This window comes from Mesotoga sp. Brook.08.105.5.1 (assembly GCF_002752635.1).
Taxonomy (GTDB): Bacteria; Thermotogota; Thermotogae; order Petrotogales; family Kosmotogaceae; genus Mesotoga.
Map to the genome: position 1 here is coordinate 23,707 of NZ_AYTW01000045.1, position 22,670 is coordinate 46,376.

24 protein-coding genes and 1 pseudogene are annotated in these 22,670 nt (G+C 47.6%); 17 read left to right on the forward strand and 8 right to left on the reverse strand.

Annotation, left to right across the window (positions count from 1 at the left end; translation table 11 throughout):
- Positions 1–20 precede the first annotated feature (20 nt).
- From V512_RS12690 to V512_RS12715, 6 genes are all read right to left on the reverse strand, one after another.
- Complete coding sequence (locus V512_RS12690; protein WP_099830827.1) at positions 21–1,439, reverse strand: L-fucose/L-arabinose isomerase family protein; 1,419 nt, start codon at positions 1,437–1,439, stop codon at positions 21–23.
- A gap of 40 nt (positions 1,440–1,479) precedes the next feature.
- On the reverse strand, positions 1,480–2,508 hold the full coding sequence (locus V512_RS12695) for a LacI family DNA-binding transcriptional regulator (RefSeq protein ID WP_243392435.1): 1,029 nt from the start codon (positions 2,506–2,508) through the stop codon (positions 1,480–1,482).
- Positions 2,509–2,624: 116 nt separating this feature from the next.
- Positions 2,625–3,524, reverse strand: a complete 900-nt coding sequence (locus tag V512_RS12700) for an ROK family protein (protein WP_099830829.1) — start codon at positions 3,522–3,524, stop codon at positions 2,625–2,627.
- Positions 3,511–4,137 (reverse strand): bifunctional 4-hydroxy-2-oxoglutarate aldolase/2-dehydro-3-deoxy-phosphogluconate aldolase, encoded by a 627-nt coding sequence (locus V512_RS12705; RefSeq protein WP_099830830.1) that lies wholly within the window; start codon positions 4,135–4,137, stop codon positions 3,511–3,513. The genes V512_RS12700 and V512_RS12705 overlap by 14 nt, the downstream gene beginning before the upstream one ends.
- A 183-nt stretch (positions 4,138–4,320) precedes the next feature.
- Positions 4,321–4,782 carry a protease inhibitor I42 family protein gene (locus V512_RS12710; protein ID WP_099830831.1) on the reverse strand — a complete coding sequence of 154 codons (462 nt, stop codon included), beginning with the start codon at positions 4,780–4,782 and terminating at the stop codon, positions 4,321–4,323.
- An 18-nt stretch (positions 4,783–4,800) separates the two neighbouring features.
- Entirely contained in the window at positions 4,801–5,094 is a 294-nt protein-coding gene (locus V512_RS12715) for a protease inhibitor I42 family protein (protein ID WP_099830832.1), read from the reverse strand.
- A gap of 308 nt (positions 5,095–5,402) precedes the next feature.
- Here V512_RS12715 and heR point away from each other — a divergent pair.
- The 17 genes and pseudogenes from heR to msrA all read left to right on the forward strand — a co-directional run bounded on the left by heR (position 5,403) and on the right by msrA (position 20,112).
- Positions 5,403–6,168: pseudogene (heR, locus tag V512_RS12720) on the forward strand (heliorhodopsin HeR).
- A 76-nt stretch (positions 6,169–6,244) separates the two neighbouring features.
- On the forward strand, positions 6,245–6,982 hold the full coding sequence (locus V512_RS12725) for a class I SAM-dependent methyltransferase (protein WP_099830833.1): 738 nt from the start codon (positions 6,245–6,247) through the stop codon (positions 6,980–6,982).
- A gap of 226 nt (positions 6,983–7,208) precedes the next feature.
- On the forward strand, positions 7,209–7,700 hold the full coding sequence (locus V512_RS12730) for a Na+/H+ antiporter subunit E (RefSeq protein WP_099830834.1): 492 nt from the start codon (positions 7,209–7,211) through the stop codon (positions 7,698–7,700).
- Positions 7,697–7,951, forward strand: coding sequence for a cation:proton antiporter (locus V512_RS12735; protein ID WP_099830835.1), 255 nt, complete (start codon positions 7,697–7,699; stop codon positions 7,949–7,951). The genes V512_RS12730 and V512_RS12735 overlap by 4 nt, the downstream gene beginning before the upstream one ends.
- Complete coding sequence (mnhG, locus tag V512_RS12740; RefSeq protein ID WP_099830836.1) at positions 7,948–8,292, forward strand: monovalent cation/H(+) antiporter subunit G; 345 nt, start codon at positions 7,948–7,950, stop codon at positions 8,290–8,292. Before V512_RS12735 ends, mnhG begins: the two co-directional genes overlap by 4 nt.
- The gene (locus V512_RS12745) at positions 8,289–8,531 is read left to right on the forward strand and encodes a hydrogenase subunit MbhD domain-containing protein (RefSeq protein ID WP_099830837.1); all 243 of its coding nucleotides are present in this window, start codon (positions 8,289–8,291) and stop codon (positions 8,529–8,531) included. Before mnhG ends, V512_RS12745 begins: the two co-directional genes overlap by 4 nt.
- A complete protein-coding gene (locus V512_RS12750) occupies positions 8,528–9,286 on the forward strand; it encodes a Na(+)/H(+) antiporter subunit B (protein WP_099830838.1) in 759 nt (252 codons plus the stop codon). Before V512_RS12745 ends, V512_RS12750 begins: the two co-directional genes overlap by 4 nt.
- On the forward strand, positions 9,283–9,633 hold the full coding sequence (locus tag V512_RS12755; RefSeq protein ID WP_099830839.1) for a cation:proton antiporter subunit C: 351 nt from the start codon (positions 9,283–9,285) through the stop codon (positions 9,631–9,633). The genes V512_RS12750 and V512_RS12755 overlap by 4 nt, the downstream gene beginning before the upstream one ends.
- Positions 9,630–11,078, forward strand: a complete 1,449-nt coding sequence (locus tag V512_RS12760; RefSeq protein WP_099830840.1) for a proton-conducting transporter membrane subunit — start codon at positions 9,630–9,632, stop codon at positions 11,076–11,078. Before V512_RS12755 ends, V512_RS12760 begins: the two co-directional genes overlap by 4 nt.
- Positions 11,079–12,911, forward strand: a complete 1,833-nt coding sequence (locus V512_RS12765) for a proton-conducting transporter membrane subunit (protein ID WP_099830841.1) — start codon at positions 11,079–11,081, stop codon at positions 12,909–12,911.
- 4 nt (positions 12,912–12,915) lie between these two features.
- Positions 12,916–13,827 carry a complex I subunit 1 family protein gene (locus V512_RS12770; RefSeq protein ID WP_099830842.1) on the forward strand — a complete coding sequence of 304 codons (912 nt, stop codon included), beginning with the start codon at positions 12,916–12,918 and terminating at the stop codon, positions 13,825–13,827.
- Between the two features lies 1 nt (position 13,828).
- Positions 13,829–14,368, forward strand: coding sequence for an NADH-quinone oxidoreductase subunit NuoB (nuoB, locus tag V512_RS12775; RefSeq protein WP_099830843.1), 540 nt, complete (start codon positions 13,829–13,831; stop codon positions 14,366–14,368).
- On the forward strand, positions 14,352–14,867 hold the full coding sequence (locus V512_RS12780; protein WP_099830845.1) for an NADH-quinone oxidoreductase subunit C: 516 nt from the start codon (positions 14,352–14,354) through the stop codon (positions 14,865–14,867). The genes nuoB and V512_RS12780 overlap by 17 nt, the downstream gene beginning before the upstream one ends.
- Positions 14,854–15,966 (forward strand): NADH-quinone oxidoreductase subunit D, encoded by a 1,113-nt coding sequence (locus tag V512_RS12785; protein WP_099830846.1) that lies wholly within the window; start codon positions 14,854–14,856, stop codon positions 15,964–15,966. Before V512_RS12780 ends, V512_RS12785 begins: the two co-directional genes overlap by 14 nt.
- 11 nt (positions 15,967–15,977) lie before the next feature.
- A complete protein-coding gene (locus V512_RS12790) occupies positions 15,978–17,810 on the forward strand; it encodes an FAD-dependent oxidoreductase (protein ID WP_099830847.1) in 1,833 nt (610 codons plus the stop codon).
- Positions 17,807–18,304 (forward strand): ferritin family protein, encoded by a 498-nt coding sequence (locus V512_RS12795; protein WP_099830848.1) that lies wholly within the window; start codon positions 17,807–17,809, stop codon positions 18,302–18,304. The genes V512_RS12790 and V512_RS12795 overlap by 4 nt, the downstream gene beginning before the upstream one ends.
- A 1,106-nt stretch (positions 18,305–19,410) precedes the next feature.
- On the forward strand, positions 19,411–20,112 hold the full coding sequence (gene msrA, locus V512_RS12810) for a peptide-methionine (S)-S-oxide reductase MsrA (protein WP_099830851.1): 702 nt from the start codon (positions 19,411–19,413) through the stop codon (positions 20,110–20,112).
- Between the two features lie 875 nt (positions 20,113–20,987).
- Here the strand turns inward: msrA and pncA are convergent.
- Together pncA and V512_RS12830 are read right to left on the reverse strand one after the other, a co-directional pair.
- A complete protein-coding gene (gene pncA, locus V512_RS12825) occupies positions 20,988–21,596 on the reverse strand; it encodes a bifunctional nicotinamidase/pyrazinamidase (protein WP_099830853.1) in 609 nt (202 codons plus the stop codon).
- 5 nt (positions 21,597–21,601) lie between these two features.
- Positions 21,602–22,630: a family 10 glycosylhydrolase gene (locus V512_RS12830; protein WP_099830854.1), complete on the reverse strand. Its 1,029-nt coding sequence runs from the start codon at positions 22,628–22,630 to the stop codon at positions 21,602–21,604.
- Positions 22,631–22,670 lie beyond the last annotated feature (40 nt).

The following is a 22,670-nucleotide window of genomic DNA, read 5'->3' on the forward strand; positions in this document are numbered from 1 at the left end:
TTCGTTTCTTGAATTGCAGTTTACTCTCCAAGAATCTGGTAATCAATACCCTTTATATCACAGAACTGTACCAGTTCCTCAACGAAATCACCGTAAACCCCGTGAGTATGGTTACAGGGGTAGTATCTCAAGAAAGTCTCCATATCCGTATCCAGCTTCACATATGCATGTGGCCATTCGATCTGAACCTTCTCCGACAGCTTCTTTTCTTCGTCTTCGGAGAGCTTAATGAACTCTCCCGGTACTATTGTCATGATGTACTCGCCGTTCTGTCTTGCAAGCCTGGCAAGGGTAACTCGCCCAGGTGCCGCGAAGTGCTTTACGGCTGCTCCTCCGGCAGGGAAGTAGAAGTCCTCTGGAAACAATTCTACCTTTTTCAGATTAACTTCGGGATTCATCGATTTGCCGGCAAAAAAAGTCGCGTGAGTGCCCGAGTTACAGAGATCTAGCAGGTTTTCTTCCTCGAAATAGTGTCTCACATCTGCAAAGAGAACTGGAGCCTGAGCGATGTGTTTGAAGATCTCCATGGTCAGCGCCCCGTCCATATCTGTTTCCGTTGCCGCTACTATTGTGTCTTTTGGGCCATGCCAGTCATACGGATCGTTGAGGAAGGCCTCTACTATATCCATCGTTGCGTAGTTGTTCGTCATTTCGGGCTGGCCTTTGAAGCCCACAAAGTCAAGTTCGTACTCCTCGATAATGCTTAAAGCAGCTTCGTAGAGTGCAATCTGTTTTTCGAGTTTTTCGGGAGTAAGCTGTTTCCCATCATACTTAACTGTCGCCAGTCTTTCCAGCCATTCTCTTGCCTTTTTCGTGACGTCTTTTGGTACTTTTTCCGCTCTGACTACCAGTTCATACTGGTCGATCTGTTCCACATCGACACCGAACTCCTTCAGCCACTGATCACCGTTCGCCGTGGCGGTGTACATTCCCATCGGGCGGCCACCGAACATACCGTATCTTTCACCCTTTAGCCTTGCGGCCGCCGACGCAGCCCTCAAAAAGTGCATGACTCTCTCGATTACATCCGAATCTTCGGGATTGCCCCATACCCTTTCAGGCATTATTCCGACCTGCTCTAGGGCACCTGCTGCCGCCAGCTGGCCTACCATACCCGGGTAAGAGGGATTGATCTGTCCATAGGTGAGGAAAGGACCTGGTGCATAAAGCGAAGCTATAACTGAAAGATGCGGCCAGCACCAGATAGCGTAGTTGAATATCGTGGCCTCAACCTCGGCCTTCATCAGTTCCTTGCCGGCCTTCTTCGCGAGCGAAGGCTTCCAGACTATATCGGAGGCTGTGACAACTTCCACTTCACCCGTTGCTTCAAGGGCCTTAACCAGCCTGTCTTGAAACCCCTTGTTCATTTCGATCAGATCGTTGTGAACAAAATCGCGCCCGTCGGAAAAAGTGATCACTCCAACCTTTCTCTTTTTCATTGAGCATTCCTCCTCTTTTCAATGTTTTCTTCGAGCTTATCTATATGAGCTTTGACACAGATTTTCTCTGAAGCAGTTCCGCCTTCAGCACAACTTTCGATTTCTCACCTCTTGTTCCGTCTATTTCGCTCAGCATAATCGTGGCGGCAATCCTACCTATGTCCTTCACAGGCTGTCTGATTGTCGTCAAGGGTGGCTCGATCAGTTCATTCATGGAATGGTCATCGAAGCCTACAATCGACAGATCACCGGGGAGTTTCAGGCCCATCCGCCTTACGGTTGCAACTATGACCTCATTTAGAAACTGGTTTGTGGATATGATCGCATCCGGTCTCTTGTCCGATTTCAGAACAGATTCCAGTGACAGCGAAGCCCTTTCCGCGTCCACTGCATTTTCGATAATCCAGTCTTCATTGACCTCTATCGCCAGCATATTGCAGGCCTCTTTGAATCCCCTGAGCCTCTCCTCAATCGTATAGATTCCTCTTTTGTGAAGGACTATACCAAGCTTCTCATGGCCGTTATCCCTGAGATGTAAGACTCCCTGAAGAATCGCCTGTCGGTTATCGAGAGTTACCGAACTGATTCTCTCCATTCCCTCGAGAATTCTGTCGTAGAAGACGACAGGAATGTTTCTCCTGACTGCCTCTCTGTAGAGTTTTGAGTTGTTCCTTCCGTCTTCTCCTTGACAGGGCGAGGAAAGTATCCCCTCTACACCATGTTCGAGGAGCCATTTGATGTAGACTCTCTCTTTCTCGAAATCCTCGCCGATATCACAAACTATGAATTTGTAGCCTCTGGGAAAGAGTACGGTCTCGATTCCGCTCATGAAATCCAGAAAGAATGGATTCCTGATATCCGACACGATGAGACCCACGGTCTGGGTCTTTCTTGTCTTCAGGGATTTTGCGGAGGAATTGGGAATGTAGTTCAATCTCTCGGCTGCGTCAACTATCTCTTTCCTGAGTGAAGGACTCACTCCCGGCTCATTGGAAAGCGCTCTAGATACAGACGACGGCGATATGTTCAATTCGTTCGCTATTTCCTTTATCGTAATCTTCTTAATCAATGAAAATCGCAACCTTTCGCAAACGTTTGCGTTCATTTTCATTATACTATGGGCCGTTCTTGATTGAAAAGCAAAATGGAAACGGAGACTCGTAGAAAGAGCTCATGAAGAAGAAGTCAGTCTTTGTATGTTTTCCTTGACAGATAGAGTATTCCAATTATGTTTGGATTGGGTTCTACAGAGGAAAGCTCAACCTTAAACTTCTTTCCTGGAATTCTGTAGTGGTTCTCTTCAATAACCTTGAGTAATCTGTCGAAATAGTACCGGTTCTTCCCAAGACTTCCTCCGATTACCAGTACAGAAGGATCGTGAGAATCTATGAGATTGCAGAGGAATCGTCCAAGCGTTTCAGAGGCTTCGGTTATCAGTTCTTTGAAGAGCGGTTCGTTCAACTGTGCGCGATCAATTATCTCTTTTGTAGAGATCTCGATTCCAAGCGAATCGTGCACTCTGTTCTCGAGGCCCCTGCCGCCTGAAATCGCTTGCAAGCAACCGCGGCGACCACACGTGCAAGGCGGGCCATCCGGGTTCACTATTGTGTGGCCGATTTCCCCCGCTGCGTTGTTTGCTCCACGGAGGACCTTCCCTTCAACGACCATTCCCATCCCTATTCCCGTGCTGACAGTGACGTAGATGAGCGATTCAATATCCTTTCTGAATGCCCATTCTCCAAAAGCCGCCGCATTGCAGTCGTTTTCGACCGCTCCTACCGGTCCGAGAAAAGAAGCGGTCTTTTTGTATATCTCAATATCTTTCCACCCTAGATTTGGCGACCAGAGCAAAGTACCTGTTGCAGGATTGACGGCACCTGCCGTGCAAAGCCCCCAGCGGTTAACATCTCTTCTTCCTTTCATCCGAAGACAGACATCACTCAGTCGCTCAAAGAAACCATCAACTCCTTCGGCCGGTTGCGTTGAAAACTCTTCCAATTCATAAGCTTCCTGTTCGCTATCGCCGAAAACCGATACGAGGGTTTTGGTACTCCCTATGTCGATCGCTATATCAACTGCTGGCATTTACGGCTCTCCGAATTTTCAGGATTCTTTCAAGAACCTCCCCTTCTTTTCCTTCATCAAAGAGATTCCTGTTTGCTATGTAGGAACCAATTCCAAGCGCAACGGCTCCTGCTTTCATGTATTCGTTGGCGTTTTCGGCCGTTACTCCGCCAAAAGGCATGAACTTGACAGTGGGAAACGGACCCCTGTAAGCTTTGAGCAGCTGCAGACCTTCAGAACCGCCGGGGAAGAGTTTCAGGAAGCTGAATCCGTTGTTCAGTGCCTTCTGTATATCTGTAGAAGTGTAGACTCCGGGTATGTAACTAATCCCGTCCCTTGCCGACAACTTCGCGATTTCCTCGCTAAATCCAGGGCTGAGAACGAAATCGGCATTTGAGCGAAGCGCTCTCGAATAAGCAGTATCATCGTATATAGTACCGGCCCCGATCACGAGCTTCTCATAGAATTCCCTCTTGAGTTGATGCAATATCTCTGAAGAGGATTCATCGGAGAAACTGACTTCCAGAACCGTCAATCCGTTTTCCAGAAGCATTTCACACAACTTCCTCGATTGATTGAGCGTAAGACCCCTTATTATTGTCATGACCTTTTCATTCATCAGTTTTTCAAACACAACAAAATACCCCTCCTTTCTCGTACGGGCAGAAGTGATTCTCTGCACTTAGTATATCAGGAGGTATCGCCTCATTTCCCGCTTCCTGGAAAGGAAACTACTCAAGCATTTGGTTTTCTCTGATTTTTCTCCCCGCATTGAGGTAATCGCGGATTGCCGAAAAGATTTCCCGATCTTTCAGCGCTATTCAACAGAGACGCTTGCGTACAGTATCGAGCTATTTCCATCGCTTTCAACCGGGCTAGAGAATCCGAATTCTATTAGAGAGACTCCTCTTTTTAGGGCTTCGAAATCGAATGACTGCTTCCCGGTCTCAATGCCTGTCACTGTAAAGTTTGAAATGTCACCCGGAGAGGATTGGCTCTTAGAAGGATCGATGTACCTGTTAGCTATGAGTCTCAGGATTTCACCATTGCTCTGTATGCTCCATAAAAATCCGGCAGAAGAATCTTCCTCAACGGTCACTGAGAATAGATCACCCGGGTTTACGGAACCCGAAGAACTGCCAAGGACCGTTACATAATCGGGAATACACTCGCTTAGAGTTCTGTCATCCACTTCTACATTGAATACCCTTATGTCAACAGCTTTTTCTTCGCCTTCCCATTCTCTGTAGAGCTTGAAAATGACTACAAAGCTTCCCAAGGATTCGGGACTGAATAATCAGGTTACTGTCGAACCGCCTCCTTGGACGGCGTTTTCAGATTGGTCAACGGAAACTTCTTTCGAAAACAGCGAAAACGCGTTGGCTTTTGATGGATAGTAATGCCATGTATAGCCAGTCGAAGCGTTCTCCTCCAGTTGGACTTTCAGCCGTTGCTCATAGCTGACCCTGTTTATCACAACCGGGATCTCTGATTCTCCCGAATTTCCGATTCCGGCAAGAGGAGTTCCATAGAAAGCCAGGAAGACAATCGTCATTATGAAAGAGATTTTGTAATGGTTTTTAAAAGTCATAATTACCTCCTACTATGCTCCTGTTGCAAAACCTTTATGCAAAGATTAGACGATCTCAGAAATAAAGGATCAAAAGAAAAAGGGTATTCAGGTAAGATGTCACCGCTCTAAAGTAAGTCCCTCCGAATTCATGGTTAATTGTCGGCGGAACGGCCGGAATTCAATAGCGACAACTCCTTTATGACAACGGCTTATACATCTAATGCGGCTTTCTCGTCATTCCATCGGATAATGTGGTTTTTTAGCACTCAACTAATCAATCATTCGTGTTAATATTTCTTAATGATATAAAAAAGGAGGGGAAGTAAATGGAATCCGCCTATAAAAAGCTTCGTATCTACAACCTAATAATGGGTTTTTTGCACCTTGTACAGGGAATCATTATGCTCATAGTCAGTAATGATTCTGCTTTGACGATTACGAGAAACTACCTGGAGTTCGACAGGGAGATAATGAGGCTTGTTCCCGCAACGGAGAACTTCATGGATTTGAAGATGGGGCCTTTCATAGCAAGTTTTCTCTTCATGTCCGCCATAGCGCATTTAATAGTCTCAACCTTTGGTTTTGGGTGGTACGCAAGAAATCTTCAGAGAGGGATTAACTATGCCAGATGGTACGAGTATTCCATCAGTTCTTCCGTGATGATTGTTGCCATCGCAATGTTCTCGGGAATGTTGGACATAGTCAGCCTCATGCTCCTCTTCACTGTTAACGCGCTCATGAATCTCTTTGGACTTATGATGGAACTTCACAATCAGACAACCGAAAGGACAAACTGGACGTCCTTCATTTTCGGCTGTATAGCCGGGGCGGTTACCTGGATAGCTGTCTTCATCTACTTGTTCACATCTCTTGGAAAGGCGAATGTTGAGTTCCCGTCTTTTGTCTATGCAATTCTCATTACTTTCCTCGTCTTCTTCAACAGTTTTGCTATAAACATGTTTCTTCAGTACAAGAAGATCGGTCCTTGGAAGAACTATCTTTTCGGAGAGACTTATGTATGTTCTTCTCAGCCTTGTCGCTAAGAGTGTACTTGCGTGGCAGGTTTTTGCCGGAATGCTCAGGCCAGTTTGATAGAAATCTCTGAGGAGTATTGGGTGGGGTCCCGAAAGGGGTCTCTTTGTTATGATAATTCCAGGAGGGCATCGATATGCCAAATCTCTACTTTTACGCCGGTTCGGCCAATCCGGAGCTGTACGAGCTTCAGAATGAATTGATCGACCCGGAAAGGAAAATCGAGAAGGTCATGCAGGAGTTCTGCGATTTCGATGGCAGTGTAATTGTCGATGTTGGGGCAGGATCAGGCTTCCACTCGCATATGTACGCCGGCACTGCCTCTGTGGTCTACGCCGTGGAACCGGATTCCGGAATGCTAAGACAATTGATTTCAAGGCAAGCCCGTGACTTCAGATCGAACTTCTCTGTGGTTAAGGGATTTGCCGAGGATCTACCCTTGAAATCTGATCTGGCAGATATCGTGCACGCGAGACTTGCGTATTTCTTTGGTCCGCCTGTGAAATACACCGGGAGTTGCGAAGAGGGGATTGAAGAAGTCAAGAGGGTACTGAAGACCGACGGGCATTTCTTCAATATTCAGAACAATTACTCTTCCGGCCAGTATGCGGATTTCCTCAAGCTCTCATACGGTCGGGATCTGAAAAGCCTCCAAAAAGAGATTTCCGAATACTTCTTATCAAAGGGCTTCTTAGAAAGGGTTGTAAGGACGAAATGGAGAGCAAAAAACCGTGAGGAAATTGAAAAGGCTCTTACGCTCGAATTCCCAATCGAGAAGGTGGGGCAAATTATGAAAGCCATCTCCGGCAACGAGTTCTCACACGACTTTTCAATATTCATCTTCAGGAAAACATCCAGCGGCGAAAATGGTTAGAGTCTATCTCTAGGCCTTTTGGAATTGCTTATTGAATTATCATAGACACATAGTCTTTTCCTGGATCATCGGAGGTTCGTCAGTTCAGAAGCTTTCGGCTTATTGCTGAGGTAATGATGTAAAATGATGGACGATGAAGTTTTGTAATACCCTGTACCGGGTTATGGTATGATACTTTTATCGATAAGTGGGATATTTCACAAAATTCACATGAAGGGGTGGTGCAATGGCCCTGCAATTTATCTCTCTACTGGTAATCTCCTTTATCATCTGGTTGGGTTTTACTGGGAGTTTTGCTCTTGCCGAGGTACTTCTTGGGCTTGTGGTTTCTGTTGTCGTTGCCATCATCTTGAGCAAATATTCAAGATTCCGGATCGGTCTCGATTTTCCTGTTCGCGTCTTCAGATTCGTATTCCTCTTCGTTCCAATCTTCATTTTGGAAATGGTTAAGGCAAATATCGATGTAGCCAAAAGAGTTTTGAATCCCTCTCTTCCTATAAACCCTTCGATGGTCGAAGTTGAAACGGATTTGAAAGGGGAGATCTCGAAGCTCACTCTGGCCAATTCGATAACTCTCACTCCGGGAACCTTGACTGTAGACATTGGTGAAGACCGTCTCTTGGTTCACTGGATAGACAAGAAGGCCGATGAACCCGAGAGGGTAAGAGAAGCGATCTCGGGAAAGTTTGAGAAGAGAATAGGGGGGATCTTCGAATGATAGGCTTCTCCATCTTCTTTTCGCTAATTCTCGCCGGCGCCGCACTGACTCTCTACAGATTGCTGAGAGGGCCGACGGTTCCAGACAGGGTCGCAGCGCTAGATATATTGAACGTGATGATTACTAGTGCAATAGTATTGTTTTCTCTAATCGATGGCAATCCTCTTTTTCTAGATATAGCGCTTGTATATGCTGCGCTCTCCTTTCTTGAGACCATAGTGATTGCCAGGTATTTGGAGGGGAGAAGATGATAATACTGGATATTCTGGGATATGCGCTCTTATCCGTAGGCGCATTTTTCTTTTTTCTGGGAGGTCTTGGAATGCTGAGGATGCCCGACGTTTTTAACAGGCTTCAGGCAGGGACGAAGGCGACTACACTGGGCTCCTTCTCCGTGATACTCGGTGTGGGGCTGATAAATCCTCAGTGGCTATTGAAGACAATAATCATAGTTGTATTCATAGCTATTACAAATCCCGTCGGGAGTTCAGTGATCGCCAGAACGGCCCTGAAGAAAGGAATAACACCGATAACTAATCTGGAATCTCAAAAGGAACCGGACTGTCTCCCCGAAGGTGGTGAGGAAGTGTGAGTGTATTCTCGTTCATAATCGGAGTAGTGATGGTGGGACTGGCTATTTTCGCAATCGAAGCGAAGAAGCTGCTGAACTCCGTGATAATGCTCTCCGCAATGAGCCTTCTGTCTGTCATACTGTTTGTCATCATGGAGGCCCCAGATGTCGCAATAACGGAAGCTTCTGTTGGAGCCGGCCTCACCACGGCAATATTCCTCCTCTCCCTCAGGAAGCTGAAGCGAGCTGATGTAGAATGAAGCGGATACTCTCTGTAATTATTGCCCTTCTGTTCTTCTTCATGATCGTAACAGTTCTGAATTCCGACTCTTCCGATTCTATGGGGATTCCAAGATATGGCGAAGTGAAGCTCTCCGAAAGAGTCTCTGCGAAATACATCGAGAAATCGGTGAATGAGAATCAGGATGAGATTCGTTTCGGAGTAACTGCCGACGCCGAGACTGGTTCGGCAAACATGGTTACTTCGATTGTCGTCAACTACAGATCATTCGACACCCTCGGAGAGGTGACGGTACTCTTCATTTCGGCAACCGGAGTTGGACTGCTTCTTGGAGGGGGAAGAAAGAGGATAGGTTCTGTAATATCCGTAAGTCCCGTCGTCAAGACTGCCTCGCGCGTGATCGCCCCAATGCTTATGGTTCTGGGGATATACATATTTGTTCACGGCCATCTCACGCCAGGCGGAGGATTTCCCGGAGGAGCGATAATGGCAGCCGGTTTCTTGCTTCTCGTTGCGGTTGACGATGAAAAGAGAGCTTATAAGGGACTTAAGATACTGGAGGGTACAATGGGACTGCTCTATGTTTTCATAGGGATAGCCGGTCTGCTGATCTCAGGTTCCTTCCTGGAAAATTTCCTTCCCACGGGCGTTGTGGGAGAGCTTTTCAGTGCGGGGATAATTCCCGTTGTTTACTCGGTAATCGGTCTCAAGGTCGGAGCAGAGCTTTCCGGAATTGTGGATGACTTCATTTCGGAAGGGGGCGATGAGATATGATTCAGTACTTCTCTATGATGCTTGTCGCCGCTGGTTTATACGGCCTTCTTTCGCAGAAGAATCTCGTGAAGTTGATTATCTCCTTAAATATCGCGGAGATCGGAGTCAACCTCTTCATTGTTTCTATTGGTTACGTAGAAGGGGGAGCAGCTCCTATTTTGTCTTCGGTCAGCAACAACTCATCGCTTCTTTTCGTCGATCCTCTTCCCCAGGCTCTGGTTCTTACTTCAATAGTCATTGGGGTGGGCGTTACGGCCCTAGCCCTTTCTCTTATTGTTTCTGTAAACAAATCAAGGGGTACGATAGATATTTCGGAGCTCTCGAGTGGCGGAGGTGATCGCGAATGAATCCCGTATGGTTGATAGCGATACCCCTCGCACTAGCCTTTGTTAGCGCCTTCTGGAGAACTGTTTCCGGTTGGGCTCTGATTATAGCCGCCTTCTTCAACGCCTTCGCTGGAGTCTTCGGGGTTATCTTCCTCACCGCTACAAGTTTCTCTATTGGCGGCTGGAAAGCTCCATATGGTATCAGTTTACTCGTTAACGACGCAACTAAGCTCTTGCTTCCCATCGCAAATATACTATTTCTCTTTGCAGTGTTGAGTTATCTACGAAAAGGGGAAGAGACTACGAAGTACTCGGTGGTCTTCTTGGTGGCTCTTGCCTCACTGAACGGGATCTTGTTAACCAACGATCTCTTCAACCTCTTCGTCTTCCTCGAGATCGCCGGAATCTCCGCCTACCTTCTGGCATCTACTGGAGAAGGCAGCGATTCAAAGGTTGCATCGTTCAAGTATCTGATGATAGGATCGGTAGGATCGCTGTTGTATCTTCTTGGGGTCGCGATTCTTTACGGGGCGGCCGGCACACTCAACATTTCTGAACTCGCCGCAAGGGTATCTTCCGGGCAAATCAGCGGGGATGTCACATTAGTCTCTTCGCTGCTAATTGTCGCGGGTCTTGGTGTTGAGTCGAAATTGCTTCCCTTTAACGGCTGGGTTCCCGACGTTCTGACTAAATCATCTCGTGAAGCAACATTAGTTCTTGCTTCGGTCTATCCTCTTGCAATGGTGTATGCCTTTTCAAAGGTTATTCTCGCCGTTGGAGACGATCGCGTTCTGCACCTTGTCGTCCTTCTTGGGATAGCCACGGTCCTTGTAGGGGAAGTTATTGCTTTCGGCCAGAAGTCTTTGAGAAGGACACTTGCCTACTCCAGTATCGCTCAGTCCGGTCTTGCGATCTTTCTTGTCGGTATCGGGAGCGTTGAGGCAGTTACGGGATCGATTATGCTTCTTATAAACAACGCCCTCTCGAAGTTTATGCTCTTCTCCATTGACGACCAGGTTATCGATGAAGCGGGCAGAGACGATAGAGACACTCTTTACGGATACGGTCGAAAGTCGCCGATAGTTGGAGTAACATTCGTTGTCTCTGCGCTTTCTATCGCAGGTATGCCACTCTTTTTCGGCTTCAGGGGAAAGCTGAACGCGATCTCGGCCAGTTTCGAGGCCTCTCTTGCTGTTCCGGTTTTAATTCTCATTGCAGCTGCCATTGAAGTCACATATTACTTCAGGTGGATCTTCACCTTCTTCAAGCCGGTCGGAACAGTTCAGGCGCCTGAGAAGAGGATTTTGCCCTCGGTGGAGTTTCTTGCCTTCGGGCTTGTGCTAAGTACTGTAATAGTCTTCCTCGGGGTAAGCTCCGGGGAGGCTTTCACAATGTTTGAGAGAGCCGCGGATTCTCTGGTAAATGGCGTTCTGGCAATCGGGAAGGCCATTCTGGGAGGGATGTAGATGAATATACTCTTTGTGTTAGCGGCATCTCTCTTTGCCGCTCCGTTGTTCTTCCTCGTCTCAAAATTGAAGAAGAGTGTCGCCTATATAGCTTACGCCACATTCCAGGTACTCATTTTTCTCTACGTGTTTTTCTGGGGAGGAACCGGAGCATCATATGAAGTAGTTGGTATCACGAGTAAGCTTAACTTCAATTTTTCTATGAACCCCGTTAACTGGTTTTTCGCTTCGATAGTGATGCTAATAATATCCACGACCGCGGTCTTTATGTTACCCCTGAAGAAGAGCCCAGTCAAGATCTTTCTCTTGAGTCTTGTTACAGCAGGAGTATTGGGAGCAGTTTTTTCGGCTGATTTCCTGACTCTAATGATCTTCTGGGAGATCTCGACCTGGTCTTCTCTTTTGCTCATTATCCAGGATAAGGAAAAGTCGACCGGAGAGGCGATAAAGTATGCCGCTATCGCGGCAATTGGCAGTTATTCAATGTTGTTTGCGATCTTCTATATGGACAGCAGGCTGGGCACTGTCGAGTTTTCCAGTGTGGCTTTGAAGATCGAGAGCCAGCCGATTGGAGTTCAGCTCACGATTTTCATAGCCTTGGCAATAATGGTTCTTGCGAAGATGGGAAGCTTCCCACTCCATACCTGGCTTAGAGGGTCACATTCTTCCGCACCGGACGAATTTAGCCCCATCCTGTCCGGAGGACTCACAAAACTCGGCGGTTTTCTGCTCTTCATTATGTCGATAGTGTTTCCCTCCTTCAAGGTTTTCGGTAATCTTCCTCTACTCAATGGCATTCCGATCGTAAATTACGGATTTGCCTTACTTGGAGGTATTTCAATAGTCGTGGGAACGGTTATGGCTATTCGGATGGAAGACGCTAAAGAACTCATTGCGTTTTCGACTGTAAGCAATTCAGGCTATATAGTGTTGGCCCTTTCAATTGGCGGAACATATGCAACTGCAGGAGGAATGATGCACATTTTAAACCATGCCATGGCATCTGCTGCCGTGTTCATGGCGATAGCTGCCGTAGCCTACAGGACCAAGACCACCAGGATGCACGAAATGGGAGGACTAATAGTGAAGATGCCCTTCACCTTTGCCGTTTATCTCGTTGCGATCATTTCGGTGGCAGGAATCCCTCCTACAAGCGGATTTGTCTCCAAGTGGTTGATCTATCAGCAGCTTGTGCAGGATGGGTTGCCATTTTTGGCCTTTGCCGCTTTCTTTGGAAGCATAGGGTCCTTCATGTATGTCTTCAAACCGCTGGCAGGGATTTTCCTGGGACAACTGAAGCCCGAGCATGAGAAAGTTAGGGAGGCTCCGTTGATTATGCTTGCTCCAATGGCCTTTCTGACACTTCTTACTATTTTCTGGGGAGTCTTCCCCAGCAACGCAATTAGATCTATAAACAGGATTACGGAATCGATCGGCGGAGGAACTGTCGATGTGACTTTCTCGAGAATCGTCGCGCTAACTGGGCAATGGGATTCCGTTTTGGTCACAACTGTCTTCGTGATAGGTTTGGCAATATCATTGTTGATCTTCATGCGCGCAAAGAAGGCCAGGCATGTAGATCTGCTAGACAATTACACTGGCGGGGACTTTCTGTACACCGCAGAGCTCTATCACTTTTCTTACAGAATGTACAGGCCGTTCGACAGGTTATTTGAAAAGTGGCCTTCGATGGAAAACTGGCTTTCATCGACTTCCGAAAAGATCAAGGAGCTTGGAGCCCTGTTCAGGGCGGTCTTCTTCAACCGGAATCCTCAGGTGTACATTGCTTTGACTGTTATCGTGCTTTTTGGCGCCTTCTGGTGGTTGAGGTGATCATATGTTTATGAATATCGTAATTACAATACTTTCGGGGATCGCTCTTCTAGTGGTTGCGTTTGTATATACCGTGACTCTTGAAGGAATTGCAAGAAAGATTGAGGCAAGAATTCAGAGGAGATACGGCCCGCCTTTCTGGCAGAACTTTATAGATATCTTCAAGTCGCTGACGAAGTACTCGATTTCCCACGGCTTCATCTTCGACTTTGGAATACTTATGGCACTGGGAGGGACGATTGCGACGGTCTTCTTCATTCCGGCCGGCAATCTCGCCGTCTTTCCGGGAATCGACAATGTCTTTGTGGTGATCTATCTTCTGGCTATAGGCCTCCTGGGAATGGCGATGTCTGCCGTGGGGTCGGGAAATCCAAATGCATCCATAGGAATTGGAAGGGCACTGGCCCAGATGCTCGGATATGAGCTCCCCTTCATGATAGTCATTCTCGGGGTCTTCTTCCACCATGGGACTTCATCTCTATCCGATCTGGTAAGCATTCAAATTGCGCAGGGAACTTACAACGCTTGGTTAATGCCAATTGGTGGAGTAGTTGCCTTCGTCTCTCTGATCGGGATGCTTGGAAAGAAGCCCTTTGACACCTTTATTGCCCCGGCAGAGATAGCTTCCGGTCCTCTAGTGGAGTACAGCGGTAAGTATCTCGGCATGCTAATGATTCAGCACGCATTGGCGACATTCATTGAGATCGGACTGTTTGTCAACCTCTTCCTCGGAGGCGGCAGGACTTTATGGGAATTCCTCTTGAAGTTCCTTATAGTGTACTTCTCAATAGTAATCATCTCCGCCACTATTCCAAGATTCAGGGTCGAGCAGGCGATCAAATTCTACTGGAAATGGCCGCTCATTTTCTCCTTCGTACAGGTAATTATAGTGGTCTTCGTCATGGGGAGGCGATGAAATGAGTAATGAATACAAGGCATGGGAAAAAGTGGCAAATATGCTCAGATCGCGCTCACTGTGGATGCTTTACTACTGTACCGGATGCGGGGCTATAGAGCTGCCTCCAACGATGACTTCGCGCTTCGATATGGAGCGTCTCGGGATTGGGCCTATGGCAACTCCTAGACAGGCCGACATTCTTCTGATTACAGGATACTTAAGTACGAAGACTCTCAGGAGAGTCGTTTACTCGTACGAACAGATGCAGTCGCCGAAGTATATTGTCGGCTTCGGCTCCTGCACACTGAATGGAGGAATATATTATGACTCATACGCAACGATCAATAAACTGGATCTCTATGTGCCTGTGGATCTTTATCTGGCCGGTTGTATGCCCCGCCCGGAGGCAATAGTAAGCGGTTTCGCCGCGCTGATGAGCAAGATTGACAGAGGAGAGGCCAACGGTTGGAAAGAGTATCAGGAGAAGAACGATTGGTACAAGAGTAATCAGATAGAGGCTCTCGGGGAGGTGTATGTACACGATGAATTCCATGAATGAGGTACTCAAAGAAGTGATGACTATTGCCGGAGAGTTTTCGATTAAGGAAGTAACCGCCCGTGAGTTTATCATATTTGTTGAAGCTTCAAGGCTGAACGCGATTCTTGAGATCTTGAAGAGAAAGGGCTTTTCTCATCTCTCACTCATAACAGGCGTCGACAGGATAGAAGACGGAGTTTTCGAGGTTTTCTACACACTTTTTAGATGGGAGACGGGAGAGACTCTGTTGGTGAAAAGTTCGGTGAGTAGAGATGCGCCCGTCATCACAACCGTGATGCACCTTTGGCCTACGGCAAGGTTTTATGAAAGGGATGTTCACGAGTTCTTCGGTATAGTTTTCGATGGTAACCCCGACCTAAAACCACTCATACTCGAAAACTGGAAGGAAATGCCCCCGATGAGAAAGGACTTCGATCCGCAGAAATACTCGAACGATCACTTCCCGGACAGGCATTACGGTGCCGAGTTCCTGGTCGAAGGGGGCGATGAGAGTGAGTAAGGAAGTGAAGCTATTCTTGGGACCTAACCACCCAGGGATGCATGGCAATTCAAGCGTTCACCTTTATGTGGAGGGTGACACTGTCGTCAGGGCGAGACTCGTTCCTGGCTTCCTTCACAGGGGTTTCGAGAAGCTAATGGAGAGAAGGGGCTGGATGCAAAATCTGGCCCTGATCCCCCGAATCTGCGTGCCCGAACCGGACATTAACGAAATGGTTTATGCGATGGCGGCCGAGGCGCTCAGCGGAACGGAGGTACCAGAAAGAGCTCACTGGATAAGGATGATAATTCTCGAGCTGGCGAGAATCGCTTCCCACCTTATGGCTTTGGGTGGAGTCGGAGGATCTACCGGTCTCTACACAATTTCACACTGGACTCTTGCTGACAGGGACAGGATTCTAGATATCTTCGAGAAGATTACCGGCGCAAGGGTCTATCACATGTATATCGTTCCTGGAGGCGTAAGAAAGGATCTGCCCGAAGGAATCGAGTCTGAGATTCTTGAATTCCTGGATTACATAGAAAGCAGGAGCGATGAATTTGAGAACCTGCTTCTGAAAAACAGGATAATCAGAACGAGGACAGAGGGGCTCGCGCTTCTAACAAGAGAAGAGGCGCTTGAAATAGGTGTAACCGGCGTGGGACTGAGAGCCACAGGTTTGCCGTATGACATAAGAAAGATCGATCCATATGCTAAATATGACAGCGTGGTTTTCGACGTTCCTACAGCAACTGAAGGGGATGCCTTTGCCAGATTTACCTTGAAGTACTATGAGATGAAGCAGAGTATCAGGATATTGAGGCAGGTACTTGAGAAAATGCCAGAGGGACCTGTAAACGCAAAGATCTCATCTGGCAGCGCGCTCAGATGGAGGGTGCCGGAGGGGACCGTCTATACTCACATAGAGTCATCCAGAGGCGAGTACGGATACTTCGTTGTCTCAGATGGAGGGGAGAAACCTTACAGGATAAACGTCAGAGGGGCTTCCTTTCCTCAGGGTTTGTATGGTGTGGAGAAATTGCTGGCAGGAACAAGAATAGAAGATGTTGCTCTCTGGCTAACCACAATGGATTTCTGCCCGCCAGAGATCGATAGATAGGAGGCTGTAACGTGAGCGTATATGATGGTTTCAAAAAGACTTTCTGGGGTCCTACTGTAGCCTGGAAGAGACTGTTCACAAAGCCGGTCACTATAAAAGTTCCACAGATTTATCGCGAGGCAGCCGAAAGATACAGGGGGTTCCACGTCAACGACTGGGACAAGTGCTCGGGATGTGGCACTTGCGCAAAGATATGCCCCACCGAAGCCATCAAGATGGCGCCAGTAGATATTACGGTAGATATCGGAAAGAAGGCACAGAGACCGGCTATAGACTATGGAAGATGCTCCTTCTGCGGAATGTGTGTCGACATATGCACTACGGGTTCACTTAACATGACCAGGGAGTATATTCATATATCCGAAGACCCCGATAGTTTCTTCTTCCTACCAGACGAAACTGGCATCCATCATGATACTCCACCTATAGGCTATTCACGGGATGAAAACTCGGAGCTGCTCGATCTGGAAAGGGTAGAAATGGAAGAGCTCCCGGGTGAGGAGAGAGTTCAGTCCTTTATAGAATTTGTCAAGGGATTTTCGAGAGAGCAGGCCATTGCGGAGGCGGCAAGATGTGTGGACTGCGAACTCTGCATAAATGCCTGCCCGGCAAAAATGGATATTCCAAGATACATAGAGAGTATCTTCAAGAACGATACAAAGGAGGGCGTCGAATGGATGTACAGGACCAATCCTTTGCCATCGGTTTGTGGGCGCGTCTGTACCCACAAATGTGAGACCGTCTGTTCAATAGGGAACAGAGGAGAGCCCGTTGCCATTAGATGGCTGAAAAGATATCTCATGGATCAGGAAGAGACTGAAGACGTTATTAAATATGCGAAAGAACAAGAAATAGTCAAGAAAGGAAGCGGCAAAGTTGCGATAGTAGGGGGTGGTCCGGCCGGTCTGTCAGCCGCGTACTACCTTTCGCTAATGGGTCACTCTGTCACAATCTATGAAAGCAAAGAGCATGCGGGCGGTGTCATGAGATATGGCATCCCACGCTATCGTCTCCCGGATGAAGCACTGGATGCAGACATAAAAGTAATAGAAGCCTTGGGTGTGAAGATCGAATGCTGCAAGACTGTTGGCAGGGATATCACAATTGAATACCTTCGTGAAAAGTTCGATGCGGTTTTTCTCGGAACGGGTTTCATGAAGGGAAGAAGTACCGGAGTCAAAGGTGCTGACAGCGAAGGGGTCTTGATGGCCATGCCTCTTCTCGAGTCTATTCGTGATTATCTCAGAGGGGATTCAAGCAAGAAACCTGAAGTGCCTGAGAGCCTCGTCGTGATAGGAGGAGGTAACGTTGCAATGGACGTGGCCCGTAGCGTTGCCCGTCTCCAGAAGATGGAAGGAATGCCGGTAGATGTCAAAGTAACATGTCTCGAATCCTCAGATGAGATGCCAGCCGACCTTGAAGAGATAGTGGAAGGAAGGGAAGAGGGAATAAAGTACTTTCCCAGTCGGGGACCGAAGGAAGTCATTCTCAAAGACGGCAAAGTCTCCGGATTATCTACCATTGCCTGTACAGAAGTTTTTGATGGAGACGGGAGATTCAACCCAAGATTCGATGAAAGCGACGAAAGTATGATCGAAGGAAGAATGATTGTCGAGGCAATTGGACAGGCGCCGGACTATGATTATCTTCCAGAATCGATTAGGGAGAAGGTACAGTTCATACGGGGAAGAATACTCGTGAACGAGAAAGGTCAGACAGATCTTCCATGGCTCTTTGCGGGAGGAGATATTGTGAATGGTCCGGATATCATCCATGGCGTTGCCGACGGTCACAAGGCGGCGGTGGGTATCGATGAGTACCTAATTAGAGAGGTGAAGTTATGAGCGACCTCAAGAGCATTTTGGAGATAGCACTCAGTTTCGAAAAATCCGGTCAGGAGTTCTACAGAAACAATATGCAGAAGGTCAATCAATCCGTTGCCAAAAAGACCTTCGGATATCTTATGGATATGGAAGCCTCTCATGTGAAGTTCATCGAGGGTATGATTGAAGCTCTTGAAGACAACAAGAAGGTTGATTCTGCCCTTCAGGAAGAAGCGGAGGAGATATTCGTAGAGAGACTGAAATCGCAGGCGCTTTCAAACAACTCTTACAGCAGCGATCTTGCCGATCTTTCGATTCTAAGAATGGCCTACCTCATTGAAAGGGATTTTGTTGACTACTATGAAAATGCCTCCAAAAAGGTGGAAGACATGAGTGCAAAGAAACTCATGGTAAGGCTAATGAACTGGGAAAAAGGACATGTTTCTCTTGTCAGAAACCTTATGGAGAGGATATACGAGAAAAACGCAATTGATCTTGGCTTCTATCCCTTTTAATAAGGGAACGCTTTCAAGAAGAGAAATTTCTAGCCATTCGGCTGAAGTCAGTGTGCTGACGGAGGCTAATCAGGTTTCGTTGTACATAGGACTGCTGGGCGCTTGCTAAGAGACGCTCAAAAAACCTTTGGCAGTCAACGGTCTATAGTTCTTCGGGAAGAACATCATCGCGAGACGCAAGCCTGCCTTCGGCAGGAGGCGACACCGACTGCGTCGGGAAGTGATGCCCGGAGGAACATTCGGGGAAGTGATGCTGGCACTTTCGCGCCAGGAAGAAAAAGGAGAGGAGTCGATCTGGATATTTTCGATAACTCCACATGTATCGTTCTGAAGCAAGTTCAGCTTCTCGCTCTTGGTTTTTTTGAGCTTGACCAAAAACGAAGAACAGATCCTTGCTTAGAAACGAACAACGGGTTTTTCCAGTCAAGCTCCGCTTGGCCACTCTCGCCTTCGGCGAGGCCAGTTCCACTTCGCGGGCTAGAGCCGCTGAACGCCAGAAGTTCCGCTGTACGGTTAAGACCGAGGACCCGCTGAACGCTGCTCAAAACAACGTTGTCCGTCAACGGTCCACCGTCCACCGAGAAGAGCGGACCTTCGACAAGATCAAAACCGAGATCCCGAAACAAGTTCGGGATGACGAGGTTAGGGAGTTACGAAAATCTCTTCGCAAAAACGATGGAAGAAGTCTTCGAAAAGCCTCTATCGGAATGACGTCCTCAGTAGCGCTGACAATCGTGAATTGGGCGATCGTCTCTTTGCAAAACCCCAGACTCCAGACCCGCTCCTTGGTTTGTTCTTGCAACTCACAACTTGGCACTTGCATCTGCTGTTGGTCCTAACCAAGAACGAAGAACAGATACTCGCTCTGGAACGAAGAACAGTTTTCTTCGGCGAACGGAGAACCAGTTTTGTTGCTCTTCCTACCACGAACCCGCAACCCCCAACCCCGTTCTTTCCAGCTTTCAGCGTATTTTAGCAAGCGGAAAGCGGTTCTTCTCGATGAGCGGAGGACCGCCAAACGGATAACTCCTTTCTTGAACATGTAATCATTCTAAATAGTCATAAGAAGACCGATAATATTTGTCTAGAATTACATGGAGGTATTTATGAAAAGGATTGTCTCAATAATGTTTTTACTCGCATTGATAGGAGTGTTTACTATGGCCAGTTCTGAAATACCAGTAGTTGATGCTAATCTGCCAGAAAAGCTAGAAACCGCAACCTTCGGATTGGGTTGTTTCTGGGGTTCTGAAGCGGTATTTGGTGGGATAAGAGGAGTATACAGGACCAGCGTTGGATACGCAGGAGGCACGAAGGTTAATCCAAGCTATTATTCTCTCGGGGATCACACTGAAGTAGTTCAGATAGAGTTTGACCCTTCAGTTATCTCTTATGAAGAACTTCTGGGACTTTTTTGGCAGTCTCACAATTCTTATGTGAATTACAAGGTTCAGTACATGTCTCTCATTCTCTATCACAACGAGCAACAGAAAGAGATCGCCGAAAGGTTCATTGATTTGAAGGAGAACGAGACCGGCAGGAAGGCGGCCACAGAAGTCTCGCGAATGACCGAGTTCTACAGAGGCGAGGATTACCATCTCAAGTTCTATCTCCAGAGAGATAAGGAGATTCTAAACGATCTTCTAAGATACTACGAAGACATCTTCGCTTTGAACGATTCAACTGTGGCGGCCAGGTTAAACTCTCTCCTGGCTGGAAAGGGAGACCCCGACCTTATGAAAAACGAGTACGAAGGCTACGGCCTCCAGGATAGAGCTCTCGAAAAGGTGAGAAAGATTCTCTATTAGAGTGAAAAGAGTTTCGGAAAAAACCAGGTTAGAGTCTGGTCTGGATTAATGGGTAAGAGAGAGAAGTAGATAAAACTCATTATCGAGAGCGTAGATTCGATATAAGAGACTTGATAAAAGTTGTACGTCAACGGTCTACCGTCCTCCGAATCTGAATGCCTTCGGCAGGAGTCCATATTAAAGCTTTCTACTGCCGCAGGCCAGTCAGGCTTCGCCTGGCCAGTCGCACTTCGCGCGGCCAGTTCCGCTTCGCGGGAGAAGAGCCGCTGTACGCTGATGAAAACCACGTTATCCGTCAACGGTTCACCGTTCTCCGAGAAGAGCACCTTCGACAAGATCAAAACCGAGAACCCGAAACAAGTTCGGGATGACAGTGAATGATTATTCCGAAAAGGATAGATTCCGTCATTCCGACAAAGCTCCTGGTCTGAATCTTGATGCTATTACTTCACGTCTCTTCACGACAAACGGAGAACCACTCAACGGTCAACCAGTTTCTCTAGATCTTACGAGCCCGTAGCACCAACCCCGGTCTTTAATAAGCCCAGATCCTGAACAGGAGAACTTCAGGATGACAGAATAAGTTGGTTTTGATCGGATTGCTTCAGTTTGCTTGCTCTTTTTTTGGTTTTTGCCTCCTGGTGGGTAAGCGCCAAAATCACTTCCTCAAATGCCCTTCCGGGAATCACTTCCTCGCGCCAGCGAGCCCAACTTCCTGGCGAAGCCAGCATCACTTCTGTTCTTGCTCTTACCAACCCCCTACCTGCTAACACCGGCCCCGGTCTTTGCTCCTTCAACTTACAACTTGCATCTTGGAACTGATCCTTTGCTCTTTCCAACCCCCGACCGCCGACCCCCAACCCCGTTCTTACAACTCATCTCTCAATCAGTTCTACTCCCGCTCTTCTGAATTCCTCAATAGTTCTCTGAACATCGCCTATGTTTGCTTCAACACCTTTTGTTCCATTTATTATTACGTTTATCTTGAAGCCGGCCAGGAGAGCATCGTGAACCGTGTATTTGAGGCAGTAGTCCAGAGCTAGTCCGCAGATATCAAGCTCTTCAATTCCGAGTGCTCTTAGTAGCCCATCTGTTCCCAGTTCCGTTCCGTCGTTTTCTCTGAAGATCGAGTAGCTGTCAACATGGGGATGGGTTCCCTTTCTGATTATGTAGTCAAACCGGTTGGTCTCAATGTTGGTGTGGAATGCCGCCCCGTGGGTTCCCTGCTGGCAGTGGACGGGCCACAAGACGGGGCCAATTCCTTTTTCATTGTCGAATGGTGTAAAGGGCTCTTTCCCGTGGTTGACCGCAAAGCTCATATGATTGGAGGGGTGCCAGTCCTGCCCCGCAACTATCGCCTTATACACAGAGTCTCTCATAGCTCTGTTTATCGCTTCGTTTATCTGGCTTGCGCCGCTCACTGGCAGTGAACCTGTTTCGTAAAAGTCGTTCTGAACATCAACAACTATTAATGCCTTGCGCATCTTCATCACCTCACTTCTTCCTGGAGTGCCCGAAGTCTTCCGCATAGTTCATCGTCAACTGAACTCAGTGCAAACAGAGTTACTTCGTCCGGTTCGAGTTCCCTTACTTGCTTTATGAGTTCTATAAACTCATCCCATCTGGAGGCATAGTTGAATGCACCCAGTCCGATTCTGATATTGTTCAGGGAGCCGTGAAGACTGCGGATGTTTTTCACCCTTGAGATTACTTCCTCCGGCTCTTTGCCATATGCCATGACAACTGCCGCATCAATAAGGCCGTTTTCCAGCCACTCAAGCCAGGGTTGAAGACGCTCATGTACGGCTCTCTCCGAATAATCATCATAGACTGCGCAGGATAGCTTTTTGCCCTTGCTTCGAACTGTTTCGGAGATCATCGAGACCTGTCTTGTCACCGCGTCGATTCTGAAGCGATCGAAGCTATCCGTGCCATTCGACAAGCCTTCTTCGTTCAGCCAATCTCTATACTCGGCCAATGCAATCGGGTTGAATCCAAAACTCCTGAAGGGGTACCTTATGAAATCAAGATGGACCTCTTCTATATCGTAATTTGAGATTTCCGAAGCAATCTCCTCTGTGAACTCTCTCACGCCTGCTACACCAGGATCGACGTAAGGGCCGAAGACTTCTTCGAGGTTGCAGGACGAATAGTCGAGCATTGAAGTGCCGTTTTCGTCAACGGTAATCCATTCAGGATGTCTGTTCACTATGTGTACTGCCGACAAAGGTCTTCGCCTTTCGAAACCCCAAACCAGGTTGACATTCATCCAGGCCGAAATGTGAAAAGTCTTTCCCGAAGCTTCGGCAATAGCCTTCCTAAGAGCATCGAACGGCTGCACCAATTCCTCTGCAGGCGGAAGCAATGCTGAAGAGTAATAGGAGTCACCTCGACCAACAACCTGAATGTAAGCTCTACCTACGTTTATCCGATCGAGCCGATCGATCATTCTGCTCAGTGATTCGGGGGAAACAAGCTCTTTGCTTGTCACCCATACTCCCGGTTCAAGTCTGTTCATCTTTCTCCTCCTGCCGGCTAATCAGCAAGTTTCCGCCTGA